The following is an 18576-nucleotide window of genomic DNA, read 5'->3' as shown; positions in this document are numbered from 1 at the left end:
GCGAGCCGTTCGCGTGCGGCGGCGGGACTGCCGGCGGTGACGACGAGGAACCCGACCCGGCTGGTGTCGAGGTCCCCGACGGCGGCAGCACACTGCGTCGGCAGCCCGCATGAGATACGTACGCGACAGGCCGGCAGAGGACACGGCGGAAGAAGGCACTCCAATCACCGTCGAGGACCGGAGGCGCGCGGCGGACGGGCGGACGGGCGGGATTCCACGACATCAATACCGAAGGCCGAGGTGACGACCCCGGCCTTGGCCGCCGCGGGCGAGACAGCCAGCGCCGCGCTCCGGGAGGCGGACGGGTTCGAGGAGCGCGTCGGCGCTTCGGCCTCGGACCGGGAAGGGATGCCGACACGACGCAGGTCGTCCTCCGAGTCGACGAGTTCCGACTGCGCCGAGCAGACGAAGTCCGCCGCGAAGCCGAATCGGTCGGCCAGCCCGTACGCCTCGTCGTCGAGGTCGTTGATGTGCTCGCCGGCGACCTCCAGCGCTTCCCGGACGCGCTCCAGGGCCCCGTGCTCGGGGTGGAGGAGCTGGTCGACCGCTCGTCGGAGGCCCTCGCCGTTCTCGGCCGACCTGATCGCGTCGGTGATCTGGAGAAGTGCGGCGCCGGCGGCGTAGGACTCAAGCGGATTCGCCGGGGTGCTCATCCGGGCCACGTCCAGGGAGGGCGTGAGAGTGACGTCGTAGCGGGCGGCGCGGAGCATCTCGGCGGCGTGGCTGGCGATGGCGACCTGTTCGGCGACCGGAGTGGTGGTGGGAAGCCGGTGGCGCCGACCGTGCCAGTCCTGGATCTGCTGGAAGCCGGCGTGCTTGAGGATCATGGCGGAGAGGTCGTCGGTGGCGCCCTTGGCCACGACGCTGCCGCTGAACTCGGAGGAGATGGTGATCGGAGGAGCGGGCACAGAGGTCTCCTGGGCGCGGGAAGTTGGAGGGGAGGCGGTGGCCAGGTGCCCCAGCTCGGCCGCGATCCGGCGGCATTCGGTCTGGAGGCGAAAGGCGTCGCGGTAGCCGTGGTGGGGGCCGCCGTCCTCGCGGGCGAGGCTGGCCACGACGTACACCTGCCGGGGCTGGTTGCGCAGGGCGATCCACCGGCAGGCGTCCGGATCACCGTCCGGGGCGATGCCGGTGGCGGACACCAGCCGTCGGGCGACGTCGGCCCACTGCGCGTCGGTGAGGTCCGGTAGACGGGGGTCGGACCGCACCGAGCAGACCCACGTGGGCCGAGCGGGCGCACGGGCCCCGAGGCGCTCGACGGGAGCGTCGAGCGCCTGGGCCAAGGACGACAGCGAGCCCGGCTCGGCGAGCAGTTCGACCGGCGCCCCATGGCCGTCACCCGCGACCAGCCGGGGGTTGACGTGGTTACCACGTTCACCCGGCCCGTACAGGTAGGTGAGCAGGCCAGCGGTGTCGCTGGCGCGCTGCAGGTGGGCGATCACGGCGGCTACCTCGGAAGGGAATGATGGAACAACGGCCCGGGAGGTCGGACCGACGGGGAGAGGATCCGCAGGATTCGGGATTTGGCCCCGCCGGAGATCACTGATAGACGCCGCGCTCACCGGCCCTGACCTGCGGGGGGAGCAGAAGCCGGTGCCCCCGCCGCAGCGGGGCACCGGACGGCTAGAAGTAGGGGTTCTCGTTGGGCCGGTCGGCGTCGGTGGCGGTCTGGAGCAGCTCGGGGAGGTCCTCGGGTTCGGAGGAGCGCTGGTCGATCCACCAGCCGGCGCGGGTGATCGTGCGAGCGGTCTCCTCGATCTCCTCCCACTCTGCCTCGTTGGTGTCGCCTTCGACGACCAGGGCGGAATAGGCGGCGGCCAGGATCTGGTGGCGGCAGCGCGCACCCCAGGGGACGGCGCGCTCGGTTCCCTCCAGTGGAGGCATCCGGTACTGCTGGGACCAGGCTTCGGACTCGGCCTGTTCCTCAGCCCGCTTGGCCTTCAACCAGGCTGCCTTGTCCTGCTCGTTGCCCTCTTTGGAGGCGCGCCAGCAGGCGGTGCATTCCTGAGTGGCGAGCCACTCGGCGAAGCCCGCGCGACGGTCGGCCGGTCGATCGGACAGGTCGCGGTCGGTGTGGTGGCCGCAGGAGTGGTTGATCGGCCAGATGGTCTTCACTGCCATGGGGGAGCTTCCTTACGGGGGGTTGGGTCAGCGGTCGCGGGAGAAGGCGATGCGCGGGTCGACCGGCCGGGCCGCCGCGACGGAGATGGCGGGAGGGGCCACCGGCCGCTTGCCCGGGAGGCCGGCGAGGGCCGGGCTGGTGGCGAGCGCGGCGGCGCTGAGCGGCGAGCGACGGACGCCGACGTTCTGGGCGCGGTCGCGGGACAGGGCCTGCCCGGTCGCGGGATGGCGGCGGGTCACTACGTCCTGCGCGAGGTGAGGGCGTACGGCGACCTGGACACCGGAACGGTGCAGGGCCAGCGTGGCGTCGGCGACCTTCCCCAGGGCCTCGTCGCGGCCGGTGGTGGCGGGCAGCGTGTAGATGTCCAGGCGGGGGTCGTGTCGCCAGCCATGGTCGAGCAGGGCGAGTCCGGTGATTCCGGAGGCCCGGTCGTCGATGGCCGCGATGATGCCGAGCCGTGGATGCTCGGCGAACGCGACATCGGGCTCGCCGAGCGAGGTTCGGCCCGGGACGGGTCGAGACCCGGGTGCGAGGGAGGGGTTGAACACGGCGTCCGTGTCGACTCGGAAGTCGGCGTTGCGCAGCAGCTCGACGGCCCGGGTGGCGCGACCCTGCCCGTCACGCTGCTGGTCGGTCAGGGCGTACAGGGTCGGCTCGCCCGGGATGGGGCGGAAGTCGAGCCGCTCCAGCATCCAGGTGCTGGCGGCGAGGTTCTTGGGGTTCGCGGCGACGATGCCATAGGCGGGGTGGCGCCCGATGGCGACGTCGGGAAGCAGTTCTTCGGCGGAGTTGGGCAACACGGCTGATCCATCCGGTGCGGGCTCGATGACGGGGGAGGTCGAGGGCCGGAACGGGTCTGCTGGTGCGAGGCATACGGCGAACTCCGAGGTGGGAAGAGGTCAGCGACCCAGTGCGGTGGAGGGACGCGCGGACGGCGGCGCGGCACGCTGGGGGCTTCCGCCGCCAGGCGGGTGCGGACCGTGCGCGATCCGGCCGACGGGGAGGGTGTGAGAGCAGCGCTCACCCGAGGTGGAACGGAGGCCGGCAGCGAGGTTGGGGCTACCGGGCTTTGGACCGGGTCGGGCTGGGTGGCGAGGACGTCGCCGAGCCGTGCCTCGTGCGGCCGGGCAGGTGGAGTGCCGGGCCTGAGCAGGGCCGAATCGCACAGGACGTTGAAGCCATCGGCCTGTAGTGCAGTGAAGGCCCGGGTCACCATCCGCCGCTGTTCGGCCAGGCCGGTCATGGCCGTGGGCAGCCGGTGATAGCGCTCCCCGTCGAACGACATCGCGGAGATGAAGCCCGACCGGCGGAGTACCTCGTCGGCAGCGCGCTCCTGGGAGGAGCGGTGCTGTCCGGGGCGTAGCGGTACGCCGAGCTGGTCCAGGCGCGCGTCGACGGCGGCGAGCAGGCTTGAGACGTTGCTGCCGTGCCGGGCGTCAGGACCGTCGGGCTCGGAGTCGTAGATCACCTCGTACACCGTGGGTGCGGCTTCTCGGTGGCGGATGGCGGTCCAGCTCTCGGGGAACTCGGGGTTCTCGGAAGGGGGTTCCTGCGGTGGCGAGATGATCACCGAGCTGCCGTCGGGGAGGGTGACGTCGACGATGTAGTCGCTCAGGCCGTACTCGACGGTGACGTCCAGGCCCCGCTGGCGGAGGGGACCGGTGAGGTAGCCGTACCCGTGATCTCGTTTCGGGTCCTCGGGGGCAGCAGGCGAGGAGGTGCTGGTCCACGCGGTGATCTGTGGCCCCTCCTGCTGGATGGTGATCAGGGGATTGTCCTGGTGCATGGGTTTTCTCCGTGGTGGGGCGCCCCAGCGGCCGGCGGCGCACCGCAGTGGGTACGGGCCGGGCCGCGTCGGGCGGGCGGTGGTCCACGAGGATCTGGTGATCGGGCGGTTTGGCCCGGCCGGGACCGGGTGCTACGGGCGTCAGCGGGAGCGGCCCGGTACCGGTGCGTTGGGTGTCGGCGGCGCCGGGGGAGAAGCGGGCAGGGCTCCGCGAAGACCGGAGGCCGAGCGGGCGAGAGCCACGCGCGCCCGCTCGGCGTGCGCGGACTGCTCGGTGTCCGACCGCCCGGCCAGGAAGTCCGCGGCCCGGACGAGGGCCGGGCCGCGGATGGCCAGCTCGTCGGCGTAGTGCCAGCCGTCGGCGTTCCGCTCCTCCTTCGCCCGGCCCTCGTAGAGCTTTCGCGAGCCGGGCATGGAGGCGTCCATGAGCACCAGGATCTGGTCCCACTCACGCTGGAGCTGCCCCGCGTGTTCCAGGGTGCGATCGATGCCGCGCAGCCAGCGGAGGTCTTCGCTGATGGGCACTTCGACGTAGTCGGTGACTTGGGCGGTCGCGCGGACGCCGGCCAGGACCGCGGGACCGTGGTCGAGGAAGACCTCGACGTGCCGCCATGCCTCGGCGTCGCGCTTCACCTTGCCGTCCTCGTACCCCTGCTCGTCGACGGGCCAGCCGTCGGTGTCGCAGAAGGAGTCCGAGACCGCGTCCCAGGCGTCGGACGCCTGCCGGATCCCCGCGATGGCGGCGGCCAGCGCCGGGATGTGCCTCCGCCACGCCAGGTCCTCGGTGGCCGCCGGCTGGTTCTCGGCCGGGGCGGGCGAACTGGGGGAAACGGATGTGATCGTTCCTCCGGACATGTCTAGGCCACCATCCGGGCGTCGGTATCGAACAGTTCGCGTTCGGCCGGGTGGAGGATGTGCTGCGTGATGAAAGACCGGCCCGCGACCTTCCACAGGCCCCGGCCCTTGGTCAGGGCGGACACCGCCTGGGTCTCGACGCCGGTCAGGCCGAGCAGGGACGCGGCGGCGTCGAGCTGGTCGGGCTCCTGCCGGTAGATGATGCGCGTGGAGCAGTCGGCCAGGAGACCCTCGGCCAGGACCCGGCCGCGCGAGCCGGCGTCGCCCGCCGAGAGCAGGTCGCTGAGCCGGTGGATGACCATCAGGTTCGCGATGCCGAGACCACGGGAGAGCTTCCACTGGGACTGCATCCGCTCCAGCAGGCCGACGTGCCGCATCACCCGCCACGCCTCGTCGTAGATCACCCAGCGCCGGCCGCCGTCGGGGTCGGCGAGGGCCGACTCCATCCACGCGCTCGCGCACGTCATGGCCAGCACCAACGCGGTGTCGTCGCCGGCGCCGCCGAGGCGGGAGAGATCGATCGACAGCATCGGCGCGGTCGGATCGAACGCGACAGTGCTCGGGGCGTCGAACATCCCGCTCAAGTCGCCGTGCACCAGGCGGCGCAGGGCGTGCGCGACGTCCTGGGCGGCCGCCCCCAGATGCCCGGAGGAGTTGCCGAGGGCCTGGTCGAGGCGGAGGGGGGAGCCGAGGACGTGCGCGATCTCGCCGAGCAGGGGCACCGTGCCGCGGGCGGCGGCCTCGGCGACGACCAGGTCGAGGGCGAGATCCAGGGCGGTGTGCTCCATCGGCAGCAGGTCGCGCTTCAGGACGGTGCGCGCCAGGCCGGCCAGGAGCAGCAGGCGGCGCTTTCGGACCTCGCTCGCCCAGTCGCCCTCGCTGACGGAGGCGGGCCGGGCCGGTGCGTCCAGCGGGTTCAGCCGTCCCGGGAGGCCGGGGCCAAGCGCGATGCTGTAGCCGCCGAGGGCTTGTGCGACGCCGGTCCACTCGCCCTTCGGGTCGCAGGGGATGTAGATCCGGTAGCCGTGGGCGATCGACCGGGTGGCGATGGACTTCGCGAGCGCGGACTTGCCCATGCCGATGATCCCGGCGAGGACGGCGTTGGGGTTGGTGAAGCCCTCGATCCGGCCGCTGCTGTACAGCGAGAACGGATCGAAGCAGAAGGCGGCCTCGGCGTGGACGTCGCGGCCGATGAAGACGCCCTCCGCCCCCAGACCGCCCTCGGCGACGAACGGATAGGCCCCGCTGGCGGTGGCGGTGGTCATCCGATGGGCGGGCAGACGGAGCTTGCCGCCGCGGGCCGAAGCCGGGCCGGGACGCCCGGCCGGCGGGTAGGCGGGCCGCAGTTCCGGATCGACGGTCTCCTGAGCACGGTGCCTCGGGGGAGCTTCGGCGCGGCGGGCCTGCCGGTGGGCGTCGGCGAAACCGGCTCGGGCTGCCCGTCGCTGGGTGCGTGATGCCTTGTGGGGCACGAACAGGTGGGAGGCGCTGGCGCGGGTACGGGGCATGAACGTTTCTCCAAGTGGGGGGGGCGGGTCAGTGGCGGACGAGGCCGGTGAACGGGGTACGCAGGTCGGCCGGGGTCGTACGGCGGCGGACCAGGCGCGCGGTGCGCTGATGGCGCTGGCAGATCGTCAGCTCCGGCGCGCCTTCGGGAAGGCCGGCCCGGCACGCCTCGCGCTCGGGCACCTCGCCGGAGTCCGGACGGGGAGCTGAGTGGTAGGCGGCGTGGAGGTGGTCGGCCACCTGCCAGACCCGGGTACGGGCGGCACGCAGGTGGTCGCCCTCCGCCGGCAGGAGCTGTCCGACGCGTACGGCGTGGGCGTCGAGCAGCTCGTACAGCGAGACGAGGTGGGAGTGCAGGGCGTCCAGCTCGGCGCGGGAGGTGACGAGCGGGCCGCCGGGGACGTTGAGCGCGCGGTGGAAGTCGAGCGCGGCGGTGGCGAAGGGCACGAAGTCCTGCGCGGTCGTGCTGGGAGTGCGGGACACGGGAGTGCTCTTTCGACAGGCGAGGGTGCCGGGAGTCAGGCGGAGAGGGCGAGTGGCAGGGCGGCGGCGGTGAACGCCTCGGCCTGCTGCCAGGTCAGCGGCCGCAGGTCGAGCTGGGCGCCGACGGCGGCGGTCTCCACGACCGCGCACGCGGTGCGCAGCTCCTCCTCGGAGTCGGCAGAGACGGTCAGCAGACCGGTCAGGGCGACATCCGCGTGGCCGGCGATGAGCTGCCGCTCGCGCGCCTTGATGTCCTGGTACTCGATCGAGTCCGCCTCGGAGTCGACCTGCCCGCGCCGGGCCCGCTCGGCGGCATCGGCGATGACCGACGCCTTCTTGCGCTGGACGTCGCGCAGTGCGGCGTCCAGCCCCTTCGGCTCGTAGGAGAGCGACAGCGTGCGCCGGACCCCGCCGGTGAACAGGAGCTGGTGCAGGAAACCGGCGCTGGTTTCGGTCCGGGGCCAGTTCTCCACCCAGTACGTGGCGTGGACGGCCGAGTCGGTCGCGATGTGGTCCGCCTTCTCCACGACCACCACCGGACCGGCAGCGGCAGCCTCGGCCTCGGGACGTCCGGTGGCCGACCACCGGTCCAGCGCCGCCAGCGCCTTGGGGTCGTACGCCGTACGTACGACGGCCGCGATCTCCCGGGCGGTCAGCCAGCCGGTCGGGTTGAGCCCGGCGGTCCGCGCGGCCTGCTCGAAGGTCGAGGTCAGCTGCGCCAGGACGCTGAAAGCCCCGGTCAGGCCGCCGCCGGCCTGGTTGATCAGCCGGCGTGCCGCCCTGGTGTCCAGCGACAGCGCGACGTACGCCTCGTGCGGGGCGGCGGCCGGGCCCGCGCTCTGGATCAGCTCGCTGTAGATCGCGCCGGCCACCGGTGTGTCGGGGCGGCCGTGCTCCTCCCAGTAGCGGCGCAGGCTGTCGCCGGAGTCCGGGACGGTGCGCTCGATCACCTGGATGCGGGCGATCTGCCCGGTCCGGGCGAGCGCCGCCAGCGCGCGTCCCCAGCCGCTGACGTTGGCGTGCTGGGTGCCCGGGTCGAGCAGGGCGTAGGCGCGGGAGGAGACCTTGACCACGGCGGTCAGCGCGCCGTTGTGCGGGTCGTGGACCGCGCCGTACCGGCCGTCGGGAGCGGTGGCCACGCGCAGGCTGGCGACGGTGCCGGGCAGGTGGAGCAGTCCCTCGCGGGTCGGCCGGCGCGAGGGGCGGGTGAGCCAGACGAGCTGGCCGCGCATCCGGCGCAGCGCGTACCGGACGACGATCGGAGCCCAGTCCGCCAGGGCACGGCCCCGGTGGCGGACGAAGACGAACAGGGCGATGACGGCCCACAGGGGGGCGAGCGCGAGAGCGCCGACAACGCCGCGGGCGAGGACGACGGCGAGGAGGAGAAGGCCGGTGAGTCCGGCGACGAGCAGCTGCGGGGCGGTCAGGCTGAGCAGGACGCCGCGCCTGCTGCGGTGGGGGAACTTCACGGTGGCCGAGGGGACTTCGGCCTTGTGCTTACCGGACATGAGGGTTCCAGACGATGGGAGCGAACGAAGGACGGGGCGTGCGGCGCTCTTCTGGAGGACATGACGGAACTCCTTTTGACGGTCGGGTCGAGAGAAGGGGCGGACTGCGGAGGGGCAGCCCGCCCCCGGTGGCGACGGGTCAGGAACCCGAGGGCGGCTGAGCGGGGTACACCCAGGTCGTCGGCGTCGGGGAACCGACGGTCGGCGGGGTCGAGGCCGGCAACGCGGCCGGGGTGAACCACGGGGATCCGGAGGCGGCGGACGGCACGGAGACCATGCTGCCGCCTGGAGCCGAGGCGCCGGTGAGAACACCGGAAGGGGCTGCCGGGGCCGGGAACTCATCGGCGGAAAGGGCTGCCTCGTTCCCGCCGGGACGGGTGATGAGCGGCGGGATGCCGGGGCGCTGGATCAGGGCCCGGCCCTTGTCGCCAGGGGCGTTCGGGTCCTCGCCGTACCGGAAGCTGGTCTGCTGCTTGGACGGGCCGGCGTCGATGCCCTCCTTGCTGAGGTTGCCGCCAGCGGGGTTGATACCGGAGGCGACACCGTCGGCACCCGCGCCGGGAACCTGGCTCGGCCCCTGGGGAGCGGGGGTTCCGGTCCCGACCCGCATCGCCAGGCCGGCGGCGGTCTTCGCCGCGCCCGCGGCGATGGCCATGCCCGCGACGCCGGTGCGGTGAAGGTCGTCGTGGCCGCCGCCGTCACTCGCCCAGTGGACGAACTTGTACGTGGCGTAGGGGCACAGGAGGACCAGGACCATGACGACGATGCCGGCCATCGCGTCCGACAGGGCCGACAGACCGTCGCCGGCATCGCTCTTGCCCATGGCGGAGACGCCGACCAGGAAGACGATGGTCATCAGGAGCTTCGAGACGACCAGGGTGGCGGTGGCCTCGATCCAGCCGCGCCGCCAGCGCTTGGCGACCTCCCAGCCGCCGCCCGCGCCGGCGAACACGGCGAGGGAGACCATGATCAGGACGCCGACCTTCCGGGCGACCATGACGCTCCAGTAGAGGAAGGCGCCGATCGCGCAGCCCAGGGCGACCAAGGCGGGAACGCCCCAGCCCAGGCCGTACATCGCCCCCAACTCATTGATCTTCACGACGCGGCGGATCGCGTCGTCGACCGACGTGTTGGCCGCTTGAAAAAGGCCGTCGGACAGGGCGTCGACCACGGTGATGGCGACGGTGGTGAAGGCGATGGCACAGAAGCTGAACAGGACGCCGGTCATGGTGCCGATCGCGGCCTGGGCCAGGGCCCGCTCGTCGCGCCGCCAGGCCGCGAGCATGAGCTGGATACAGAACGTGCCGACGGTCAGGGCGAGCCCGATGGGCAGCAGCAGCTCGTAGTTGTCGCGAAACCAGCCGGCGTTGAGGTCGATGGCGGTCGTCTGGTCGACGGCCTTGGCGGCGAGGTCCGCCGCGCTGGCCGCCAGTTCTCCTGCCGACTTCGCGATCCACGCGCCGATGCCGTCGGTGACGGCCCCGGCCGGGTTAGTGGCGAAGTCGACGGCGGTGCACACCTTGTCCATCATGGGAAGGCCGCAGACGTCCATGGTGGTACCTCCTTTCGGGAACGTGGGTCAGGGCGCGACGGACGGCATGACGCCGACCAGGGCGCAGGGCTGGTTGGGGCGGCACTGGACCGCGAGGGTGGTGGAGCGGCTCTCCGCGCCGCCCGGCGAGCCCTTCCAAGCGATCGTCTGCTTGCCCGAGACCGTGACGGCGTAGATGTACGCCTGGGTGATCGCGCCCGGGTCCTCCTGAAGGGCCCGGGTGAACGCGTTCGGGAAGTGCCCCTCGTACACCTTGGCGGCGGCGAACTGGCCGTTGGCGGCCATCTCCTTCCACAGCACCGACGAGGGGATACCCCGGTCGACCGAGGCCGCGTCGGCGTACTTGGCCTCCGAGGTCAGCCACGCGTGCAGAGCACGTTGCAGTGCGGCCTGCGGGTACGCCCGGGTGTCGTACGACCACAACGCCGCTGCGGCTGCCTTCCCGAAGGCGATCGGGTCGCTGGTCCTCGGCGGAACCGGCAGGGAGCGGGGACGGGTGGTCACCGTGGGCGGCCTGGACGGCGAGTCGGCCGAGGAGGTAGACGGGGGCGAACTCGGAGGCGCCGCCGCGGTCTTGGCGGGGGTCCCGCCGTCGCGGGTGAGGTACGCGGCCAGGCCGGCGAGGGCGACGAGCACCGTCAGGACAACGGTGCCGAGCAGCGCCCGGCGGCGCACGCGAGATGCGCCGCCGGGGTTCGAGGAGTGGGAAGGCATCAGTGGACCTGCGTCCCCAGCGTGCTGAAGAACGCGACCACGCCGTTCGCGGCGCCGAGCAGGAGGGCCGCGCCGGCGGACACCAGCACACCCTTCTTGCCGTTGGCCTCGGCCTGGTGGCCGCCGGAGTGGTGGCCCCAGGCCCACACGCCCGCGCTGACGGCGAGCGCGCCGACCACGGCGACGAGGCCGAAGAGGTTGATGGAGCCCATCACCTGCTTGAGGACGCTCAGGCCCGGCAGCCCGCCCTCGTTCGGCTTGATCCCGGGGTCGTAGGCGAGCTGCATGACCTGTTCGGCGAGATACATAGAGAACTCCAGTTCGAATCAAGGCGCGCCGAAGCCCGTGGGAGTGGAGCGGCGGTGCGAGAAAGGGGGAGAGGGGGGAGAAACGCCGGTCAGGCGACTCGGCGGACTGCGAGAATCCCTGGTTTCCAGGCGGCGACGGTCGTGATGCGGACGACGTCGCCTGTGCGTGGGGCGTGCACGATCAGGCCCTGGCCGATGGCCATGCCGACGTGCTCGGGTACGGCGGCCGTGCCCTCGGTGAAGATGAGGTCACCCGGCCGAAGGGCGTCGGCCGAGACCGCCTTGCCCTCCTTGACCTGCGTGTACGTCGTCCGCGTCAGAGTGACCCCGGCGGCTTTGTGCGCCTGCTGCATCAGGGAGGAGCAGTCGCACCGGGCCATCGCTGTGTCGCCGTGGGAGTCGGTGCAGGTTCCGCCCCACTGGTACGGAGTGCCGAGCTGTCCGAGCGCCCACCGGATCGCCGTCCGGACCTCTCGCGGAGCGGTGGCGGGGATGCTGTACTCCTTGGGCAGCGCGCCGGCCGGGATGGTGCCGAAGTCGGTCCCGTCCCCGTCGGCGCTGCAGCCGCCCGCCGTGCCGGGCGAAGGACCGCCAGCACCGTCCGGAGCCGGATCCGGTGACACGCCAACGCCACCGGTCTTCGGCAGCAGGGGCTCGATGGCCTTCTGCAGTGCCGTGGCCAGGGGCTCCCACTTGGCGTACGCCTCGGGGAAACCCGACCGCTGCACGGCCTGGGCGGCCTGGGTGATCGACAGGGACTCCCAGCCCGAGACCTTCTTGAGCCCCTCGTAGAACTTGGTGCTGGCGTGCACCGGGTCGAGGATCTCGTTCGCGGTGCCCCAGCCCATCGAAGGCCGCTGCTGGAACAGACCCAAGCTGTCGCGGTCGCCCCAGGTTAGGTTCCGCAGCCCGCTCTCTTGCAGGGCGGTGGCCAGGGCCACGATCTGCCCCCGGGCCGGGACGTTCATCGCGACGCCGGTGGCCTGGATCGTCTTGGCGAAGGGGATCTGCTCGGCCGGACTGTCCAGACCGGGCACGGAGACCGACGCCTTGCCGCCGCCTTCCAGGATGGCCTTCACCTGATCGGCGACCGCCGCGGTGTCCACGGACTGCGCGCCGTCGGTCGGACAGGAGGCCGAAGCGGTCCCGGCGCCGAAGGCGAGGACCGGCACGACCAGCAGCATCGAGCCGGCCGTGAACAGGCCGACGACGCCCTTGGTGGTCTTCTTCATCGGCGCCGCCGTTCACCGAGGCGGCGGGGCCGGCCGGGTGACGGCGTCGGGTCGGGGCGCGGGGGTATCAGGACATGCTGCATCGCAGCGGCTCCTCGGTGTTCGTAGGAGGCGCGGTGCCGGCTTCTCGTGCAAAGCCGCCAGCACCGCGCCGATGTGCATCCGCCGCTAGGGCGGGCCCGGGGGCAGGGGAGTTGGTGGCTCCCGGACGCCGGTCTCAGGTCACGCGCGGCAGCCGGCCGCGCTCGTAATCTCAGGCAGAACACCAGGGGCTCCTGACGGCAGGGGACACGAGGGGAACATGCTCCTCCGTGTGCTGCGGCACGGGTAAGCACAGGTCAGCGGGGTGGAGCGAGGCTTCTTCCCGGCGACACGGCGAGACAGTAGACCGCGATTCCGGCCGCACCAAACGACCCCCGGCCCCGGCCCCGAGCCACCGCCGCCTCGCTAGGTCCGGCCGGAATCCACGGCTAACCTCCGGCACAACCCCGCCAGAGACGAGCGCTGTTGCGCGCTGTCCGGCACGGGCCCACGACCCTCCGCGCCCCGAAGAAAGGCCCCCTCCCTTGAGCTACACGCTGCACCGAGGCGACGCCCTGACCGTCCTGAAGACCCTCCCGGACGAGAGCGTCAACGCCGTGGTCACCGACCCCCCGTACAACTCCGGCGGACGTACGAGCTCCGAGCGCACCGGACGCACCGCGCGGGCCAAGTACGTCACCAGCAACAGCGCGCACGACCTCGCCAACTTCCCCGGCGAGAACCGCGACCAGCGTTCCTACCGCTCCTGGCTGACCGAACTGCTCACCGAGGCATACCGGGCCTCCACCGAGCACGCGGTGGCCATGGTCTTCTCCGACTGGCGCCAGGAACCGACGACGACCGACGCCCTGCAGATGGCCGGCTGGACCTGGAGCGGCACCATCCCGTGGATCAAGCCCGCCAGCCGGCCCCGCAAGGGCGGGCCGAAGCAGGACTCCGAGTTCATCGTCTGGGGCGTCAAGGGATCCCTCGACAACACCCGCGACCTCTACCTGCCCGGCCACTACATCGCCTCCCAGCCCCGCAAGGGCCGGGTGCACATCACCCAGAAGCCCGTCGAGATCATGCAGCAGCTCGTCCAGATCTGCCCCGAAGGCGGCACTGTCCTCGACCCCTTCACCGGAAGCGGCTCCACCGGCGTCGCAGCCCTCCGAGAAGGCCGGAACTTCGTCGGCGTCGAGCTGTCCCCGCATTACGCCGACGTCGCCGAACGTCGCCTCCGCGCCGAGCTGCAGCAGGAGGACTTCGCCCTGACCGGACCGGAGGATTGATCATGAGAACGAAGACCCAGGGGCCGGCGGGCCGCAGACGCCGAAGGGCGGCTGGAACATCGAGTAACCGATGCTCCAGCCGCCCTTCTGCTTGTGTCAGGCCGCCTCGAACGCCCGCCGGATCAACGGCGCCGCCTTCTCCAGGTCCGCCGCCGAGGCGAGACGCACCTCCAGGTCCCCCGTCCCGAGGTGCCCGACGCCGCGCATGTCGCGGGTGAAGCCCTCCTCCAGCACGATCGTGTCCGGGGCGAGTCTGAGATAGACCAGGATCACCTGGTGCTTCGGACGGAAGAGCACGGACGCCACGTTCAACAGCCGTCGGTAGGCGATGTAGTGCCGCAGCGGAGCCACCTCGACCTCGCCCCACGCCGTGAGCGCCTCGTCCAGCTCGGCGTACAGGTCCCGCAGGGACTCCGGGACAAGACCGACACCCGCCAGCCGAGGCGCTGTCGGTGCCGTCGGCGCGCTGTCGGCTGCCGCGTCCCGCTCACGGCACCGCCGAGACATCGTGCTCGGCACGCCGGGCGAGGAGTCCACCAACAGCAGACTCAGCAGGCCGCCCTCGAAGATGCGGTAGCGCACCAGGTCGATCCGTTCGGGCAGCCGCTGTACCGCCACCCGGTCGTGATGGGAGAAGCCGGCCGCGATGCAGACCATCCGCGGACGCCGCCAGTCGATGGACTCAGCCGCCTCCGCGCCCAGCACCTTCCGGACGAGCGCTTCGAACTCGTGGTGCGCCGACTCCAGCCACGACATGTACGAGACCGCCTGCGACAGAACCCCGCTGTCAGAGCCCTTCTTGAACTCGATCACCACCGGGCTGCCGTTCTCGTCCAGCCCGAGTGAGTCGATCCGACCCCGATGCCACGGCCCTGTCGGATACTCCGACGCCACGAAGCGGATGCCGAGCATCTGCTCCATGCCGGCCTCGACCCGCCGTTGCAGCTCCACCTCCAGCGCCACCGTTGAACCGGACAGCTCCACGTCACGCCCATCCGCGTCCTGCCGGAACAACATCAGCTCAGCCATCAGCGCCCCCCCTCCCGCGATCTCTGTAGAGACCAATCGTCGGTGGGCTTGTTGTATTCCATGTCAGGCTGCTGAAGTATTGCCTCCCCCTGAGCACCAGCCGTCGGGGCAGTTCACTCCTCCGATCTGGCCTCAGGTGGTGACTTCGTAGAGGGTTCTTCCGGTGCGCGACTTGTGAGAGCAGACCGACTGGAGCGCAAGGTTGGCGCGTTTGGGTCCTCTTGGGGCTGAGGGATCGGCTGCGGCGTTCGCGTGTGATCTCTACGGTGGAGAGAATAGGTGAGACCGATCGTGGGGGTGCAGTGGAGCCGGGACTTTCCGCACTGGCAGGCCAGTTGGCGGCAGCGTTCTTCGCCGAGTTGGCCAAGGAGTCCGTGGGGTGGACGAAGAATAAGGCCGTGGCTCTGTTCCGGGGACGCTCTGCCGCACGGGACGGCGATGCCGGGGAGGAACTGGAAGAGATCAGCCGCCGTGTGCGGGAAGCCCAGGCGGCGGGCGATGAGGTCGCTCTCGCTGAGATCCGCGAGGAACTGATCGGGCAGGCCGAGGCGTTGCTGGCCGAGCAGCCCTCTGCGGTTCCTGTCGGTCGGGAAGCCGTCGACGAGGCGCTGTGTAACGAGGACCGCGTCTGGGCCTCGGCAGCTCTGCTCTCCTACGTCAACAACAGCGCATTGCTGCGCGACATGGACGAGCACTGGCGTGGGTGTCAGGACGCCGGCGTCCTGACGGCGTTGTTCCTTAGCGGTATCCCGGGCGTGGGCAGGCGCAGTGCGGCCCTTCAGTGGATTCATCTGCATCAGGAGGTTTTCGACGGGGTCGTACTCAGGGCCGACCTCGGACTGTGCCACGGCCGGATCCCTGAGACGGCAGCTGTGCTGGAGAGATGGCTGCAGCAGCTGGGGGTCACGCCGGAGGCCCGGGAGTCGGATGTTTCGGGCATGGCGTGGCTTGTTCGCCGCAGACTCGGTGACCGGCCGGTGGCTTTCGTGCTGGAGAACGTGACGACCGCACGTCAGGTTCGGGAACTGCTGACGGACCAGCCTTACGGGGTGGTCCTGATGACGGGACGGCAGGAGCCGCACGACCTTCACACCGTGGTCCCGAACGTCCGGGCATTGCGGGTTCAGCCGCTGCCGGAGGAGCATGGTCTGGAGCTTCTTGTGAGGCTCACCCGGACTCAGGAGGACCCGGCACGGCTCAAGCCGATCGTGCAGTCCGTGGGGGCGCTGCCGCTGGCCCTACGGCTGGTCGCGGAGCAGCTGAAGCCGCTCCTTCCAGGTGTTCTCGAAGACGTCACCGCTCAGCTCGCCGAAAGGGCGAGTCGACAGGAGCTGCTCGGTATGGGAGATGTGAATCCGCTTCCCGAGGCCCTTGAGCACTCCTATCAGCGGATGGCAGTGCGTACGGCACAGCTCTACCGGCGCCTGGGGCTGCTGGTGAACGCAGAGTTTCAGATGGACATCGTGTATGCGTTGATGTCGGACTGGCCGGCACGCGACGTGCGGGCAGCACTGAGTTCCCTCGTCTCCGCCGGTCTGGTGGAAACGCGGGGTATCGATGCCTATCGTTTGCCTCCCCTGGTTCACGACCATGCGTCGATGGCCGCGGAACGTGACGAAGACCCTGACGAACAGGCGGCCGTGCGGGAGCGGATCGTCCACCTTCTGCTGCACATCGCCGAAAGGGACGCAGCGACTCTTTCCTCGCGCTGGTGCCACGATCCGATGAACATCTTCACGTCGGCCGAAACCGGGGAGCGCGAGGAGAAGGAGGTGCTGCGCGACTTCACACGGCGCCAGACCGTGATTTTCGCCGCCGTGGACCTGGCCGCACGAGCGGGACTCCACGCCGAGGCATGGCGCCTGGCGCAGGCCACGTGGACGTACTGCCTGAAGACGGGCAACTTTGCCCAGATGATCGAGTCGCGCCGAATCGCGCTCGCTTCAGCCCAGGAGTCCGCCGATCCGCTGGCTGTGGCCCGGATGGCCTACGAGCTGGCATTCGCCTATCTCAATCGCTGGACCGTCGAGGAAGGCGATCCTGGCCTCGCCCGTGAGTACTTCGAACAGGCTCTGAGCCTGGTCAACGTTGGTTCTCCAGGGCGGAGCGAGGGCGAACGGCGCACGGAGTCGAGTGCGCTGGAGGGCCTGGGCCTTCTCGAACGGAAGCTGAAGCGGCCACACGAGGCGATCGACCTGTTCCGCCGTGCCCTGTCGGCCCTGGAGGGGATCGACCACCCTCGGGGGCGCGCCCTCCTGGCCCTGCACATCGGTGCCACATACACCATGCTAGAGCGGCACAACGACGCCGAGCGTGAACTGCGCAGTGCGGAAACCCAGTTCACCGGCCTGCCTGCCGGCCCGGACCGCTTCAACATCGCCAAGTCCCAGCTGCTTCGTGCACAGGACCGTCACGTGTGCGGACAGCGGCATCAAGCCCTTGACGCGGCCGACTGCGCGGTGGACGGCATGCAGAGCGTGGGCTCCGACTACTGGGCTGCGACAGCCCATCTGCTGCGCGGGCGTATCCAACACGCGCTGGGTGATCCTCGACGTGCGGTCGCGGACTGGGCGACGGCGCGTGATCTCTTCAAGAAGGCTGGAAGCAGCCGTGAGGATGAGGCACGACAGCTCCTGGAGGCAGAAGAAGGGGAGTAGCGGGACGATAAGCGGGACGCGGTCTGCGACCGGTATGGGCGGGGTGCTGGTCGGCTATTGGTGCGAAGGTTCTCCGATGTCCACCACTTCCAGCACTCCCGCATCAGGTAGGTCGCCTGCGCGCACGGTGATCCGTTCTGAACTCCTGGTATGGGTGGTCTCGGTTGCCCGGATTCGCGTCGTCCACGCGTAGATCGCGGACGCGGCGAGTGCGAAGGTCGCCCACTCGGGTCGGTGCGACCAGTTGACCTGTACCTTCCGGCCGTCACGAAGAGTGGCCAGGCACCCCTGGTTCATGGTTTCTGCGGCGACCATGCCGCAGCCGGCGATGGAGGCCTCGTAGGCACGCCAGTGATCGTTGGCCGGCCCGGGAGTCCGTTCCCGTGGGACCAGGAGTACATCGGCAGCACGAGGCCACGTCCGGTCCGGATCGTCCCGGTCGGCGGCGAGGTGGGCCGAGGACAGGTGCTGGCCCTGACCGTGCTGACGGGCGGCGGGATAGCGGCGGACGGTCACCTCGCCGTCCATCGGTCCCTGGCCGCCGCTCCTGACGGAAGCCGTGACGAACTTGGCCTGCTCGTACGGAATCCGCCCGGTGCGATCCATGGACGGACCTGCGGGTACAGGGACTGCAGCCAAGGCCGCGGGGTATTCAGGTTCGTCCAGCCGCAGCCAAGCGTAGAACAGGTGCCGCAGCAGTTCAGCGGAACGCCCCGGCTCAGATGTGACGGTTTGCCCTACCGTCTGGAGAACGGGATCGTTCTTCTGAGCCCTGGCGGCGTGGAGCTGAGGTTGAAGTAGATGTGCGCTCGATATGCGAGGCAGTATTTCACCGAGTCTCTTCAGCGGGGAATCCGGTGCGATCTTCGATTCTTCAAACGCCCCAAACATGCACGGGATTCCCAATGAGACACCGTACATGGTAAGTGAGCCATGGTCGCCCACCAAGAAATCTGCCGCACAGAGTGAGGCTTTCCAGGCGTCGCTCTCAGGGTTCGGCAGGATGAGCCCGGAGTCGATGAGGGGAGCCAGCCAACTCTGTAGCTGCCAGGCTCCATGTCCGTAGTAGGCGTTGGGATGAACTGCTGCAAGAATACGGAATTCTTCCACCGGTAGTTCAGCCAGCGCGCGGCGCAGAACGTCAGCCGCGGACCCGAGCAGTGAACCGTCTCCCCAAGTGGAGGAGACAACGACGAGCTGCTGGCCCGGATGCAATCCCAGGGACCGGCGATATCTCTCACGAAAGGGGAGGCTGGCGCGCAGCTGGTCCATGCAGGGGTCGCCAGCCACGACCGCGACGGGAACGGCCTGAGGACATGTCACTGCAAGGCGTTCAAGCTGCTCCTGATGAGACAGAACGATCGCTGACGGGATGACACGCCCATTGTATGTCAGCCACTCCTCGCTCAGTCCGAAGGCTCCCGGCTCCCGGCTCCCGGCTCCCGGCTCCCGGCTCCCGGCTCCCGGCTCCCGGCTCCCGGCTCCCGGCTCCCGGCTCCCGGCTCCCGGCT

Annotated in this window: 15 protein-coding genes; 2 read left to right on the top strand and 13 right to left on the bottom strand. The window is 70.5% G+C overall.

Annotated elements, in window-relative coordinates:
- Nucleotides 1-164 precede the first annotated feature (164 nt).
- From ACZ7HT_RS18220 to ACZ7HT_RS18170, 11 genes are all read right to left on the bottom strand, one after another.
- Nucleotides 165-1442 (bottom strand): hypothetical protein, encoded by a 1278-nt coding sequence (locus ACZ7HT_RS18220; protein WP_471166538.1) that lies wholly within the window; start codon nt 1440-1442, stop codon nt 165-167.
- Nucleotides 1443-1623: 181 nt separating this feature from the next.
- The gene (locus ACZ7HT_RS18215; RefSeq protein ID WP_471166535.1) at nt 1624-2121 is read right to left on the bottom strand and encodes a hypothetical protein; all 498 of its coding nucleotides are present in this window, start codon (nt 2119-2121) and stop codon (nt 1624-1626) included.
- A gap of 27 nt (nt 2122-2148) precedes the next feature.
- Nucleotides 2149-2922: a hypothetical protein gene (locus ACZ7HT_RS18210; protein ID WP_471166532.1), complete on the bottom strand. Its 774-nt coding sequence runs from the start codon at nt 2920-2922 to the stop codon at nt 2149-2151.
- Between the two features lie 1127 nt (nt 2923-4049).
- A complete protein-coding gene (locus ACZ7HT_RS18205; protein WP_471167109.1) occupies nt 4050-4685 on the bottom strand; it encodes a hypothetical protein in 636 nt (211 codons plus the stop codon).
- An 80-nt stretch (nt 4686-4765) separates the two neighbouring features.
- The gene (locus ACZ7HT_RS18200) at nt 4766-6271 is read right to left on the bottom strand and encodes an ATP-binding protein (RefSeq protein ID WP_471166530.1); all 1506 of its coding nucleotides are present in this window, start codon (nt 6269-6271) and stop codon (nt 4766-4768) included.
- Nucleotides 6272-6299: 28 nt separating this feature from the next.
- A complete protein-coding gene (locus tag ACZ7HT_RS18195; RefSeq protein ID WP_471166527.1) occupies nt 6300-6752 on the bottom strand; it encodes a DUF6238 family protein in 453 nt (150 codons plus the stop codon).
- A gap of 35 nt (nt 6753-6787) precedes the next feature.
- Entirely contained in the window at nt 6788-8260 is a 1473-nt protein-coding gene (locus ACZ7HT_RS18190; protein WP_471166524.1) for an SCO6880 family protein, read from the bottom strand.
- A gap of 139 nt (nt 8261-8399) precedes the next feature.
- Complete coding sequence (locus ACZ7HT_RS18185; RefSeq protein WP_471166521.1) at nt 8400-9812, bottom strand: SCO6881 family protein; 1413 nt, start codon at nt 9810-9812, stop codon at nt 8400-8402.
- A 27-nt stretch (nt 9813-9839) separates the two neighbouring features.
- Nucleotides 9840-10526, bottom strand: a complete 687-nt coding sequence (locus ACZ7HT_RS18180; protein ID WP_471166519.1) for a hypothetical protein — start codon at nt 10524-10526, stop codon at nt 9840-9842.
- Nucleotides 10526-10834 (bottom strand): DUF6112 family protein, encoded by a 309-nt coding sequence (locus ACZ7HT_RS18175; protein ID WP_471166517.1) that lies wholly within the window; start codon nt 10832-10834, stop codon nt 10526-10528. Before ACZ7HT_RS18175 ends, ACZ7HT_RS18180 begins: the two co-directional genes overlap by 1 nt.
- Before the next feature lie 89 nt (nt 10835-10923).
- Complete coding sequence (locus ACZ7HT_RS18170) at nt 10924-12066, bottom strand: C40 family peptidase (protein ID WP_471166514.1); 1143 nt, start codon at nt 12064-12066, stop codon at nt 10924-10926.
- Nucleotides 12067-12632: 566 nt separating this feature from the next.
- On the opposite strand from ACZ7HT_RS18170, the gene ACZ7HT_RS18165 reads away from it, so the two are divergent.
- A complete protein-coding gene (locus ACZ7HT_RS18165; RefSeq protein ID WP_471166512.1) occupies nt 12633-13379 on the top strand; it encodes a DNA-methyltransferase in 747 nt (248 codons plus the stop codon).
- A 96-nt stretch (nt 13380-13475) separates the two neighbouring features.
- Here the strand turns inward: ACZ7HT_RS18165 and ACZ7HT_RS18160 are convergent, their stop codons facing one another.
- Complete coding sequence (locus ACZ7HT_RS18160; RefSeq protein ID WP_471166509.1) at nt 13476-14408, bottom strand: DUF5655 domain-containing protein; 933 nt, start codon at nt 14406-14408, stop codon at nt 13476-13478.
- Nucleotides 14409-14806: 398 nt separating this feature from the next.
- On the opposite strand from ACZ7HT_RS18160, the gene ACZ7HT_RS18155 reads away from it, so the two are divergent.
- A complete protein-coding gene (locus ACZ7HT_RS18155; protein WP_471166507.1) occupies nt 14807-17065 on the top strand; it encodes a hypothetical protein in 2259 nt (752 codons plus the stop codon).
- Between the two features lie 54 nt (nt 17066-17119).
- Here the strand turns inward: ACZ7HT_RS18155 and ACZ7HT_RS18150 are convergent, their stop codons facing one another.
- A complete protein-coding gene (locus ACZ7HT_RS18150; protein ID WP_471166505.1) occupies nt 17120-18337 on the bottom strand; it encodes a hypothetical protein in 1218 nt (405 codons plus the stop codon).
- Nucleotides 18338-18576: the final 239 nt, after the last annotated feature.

Source organism: Streptomyces sp. NPDC037410, from assembly GCF_055602235.1.
Note: the sequence above shows the minus strand (reverse complement) of the source record. Positions and strands in the feature narration are given on the sequence as shown.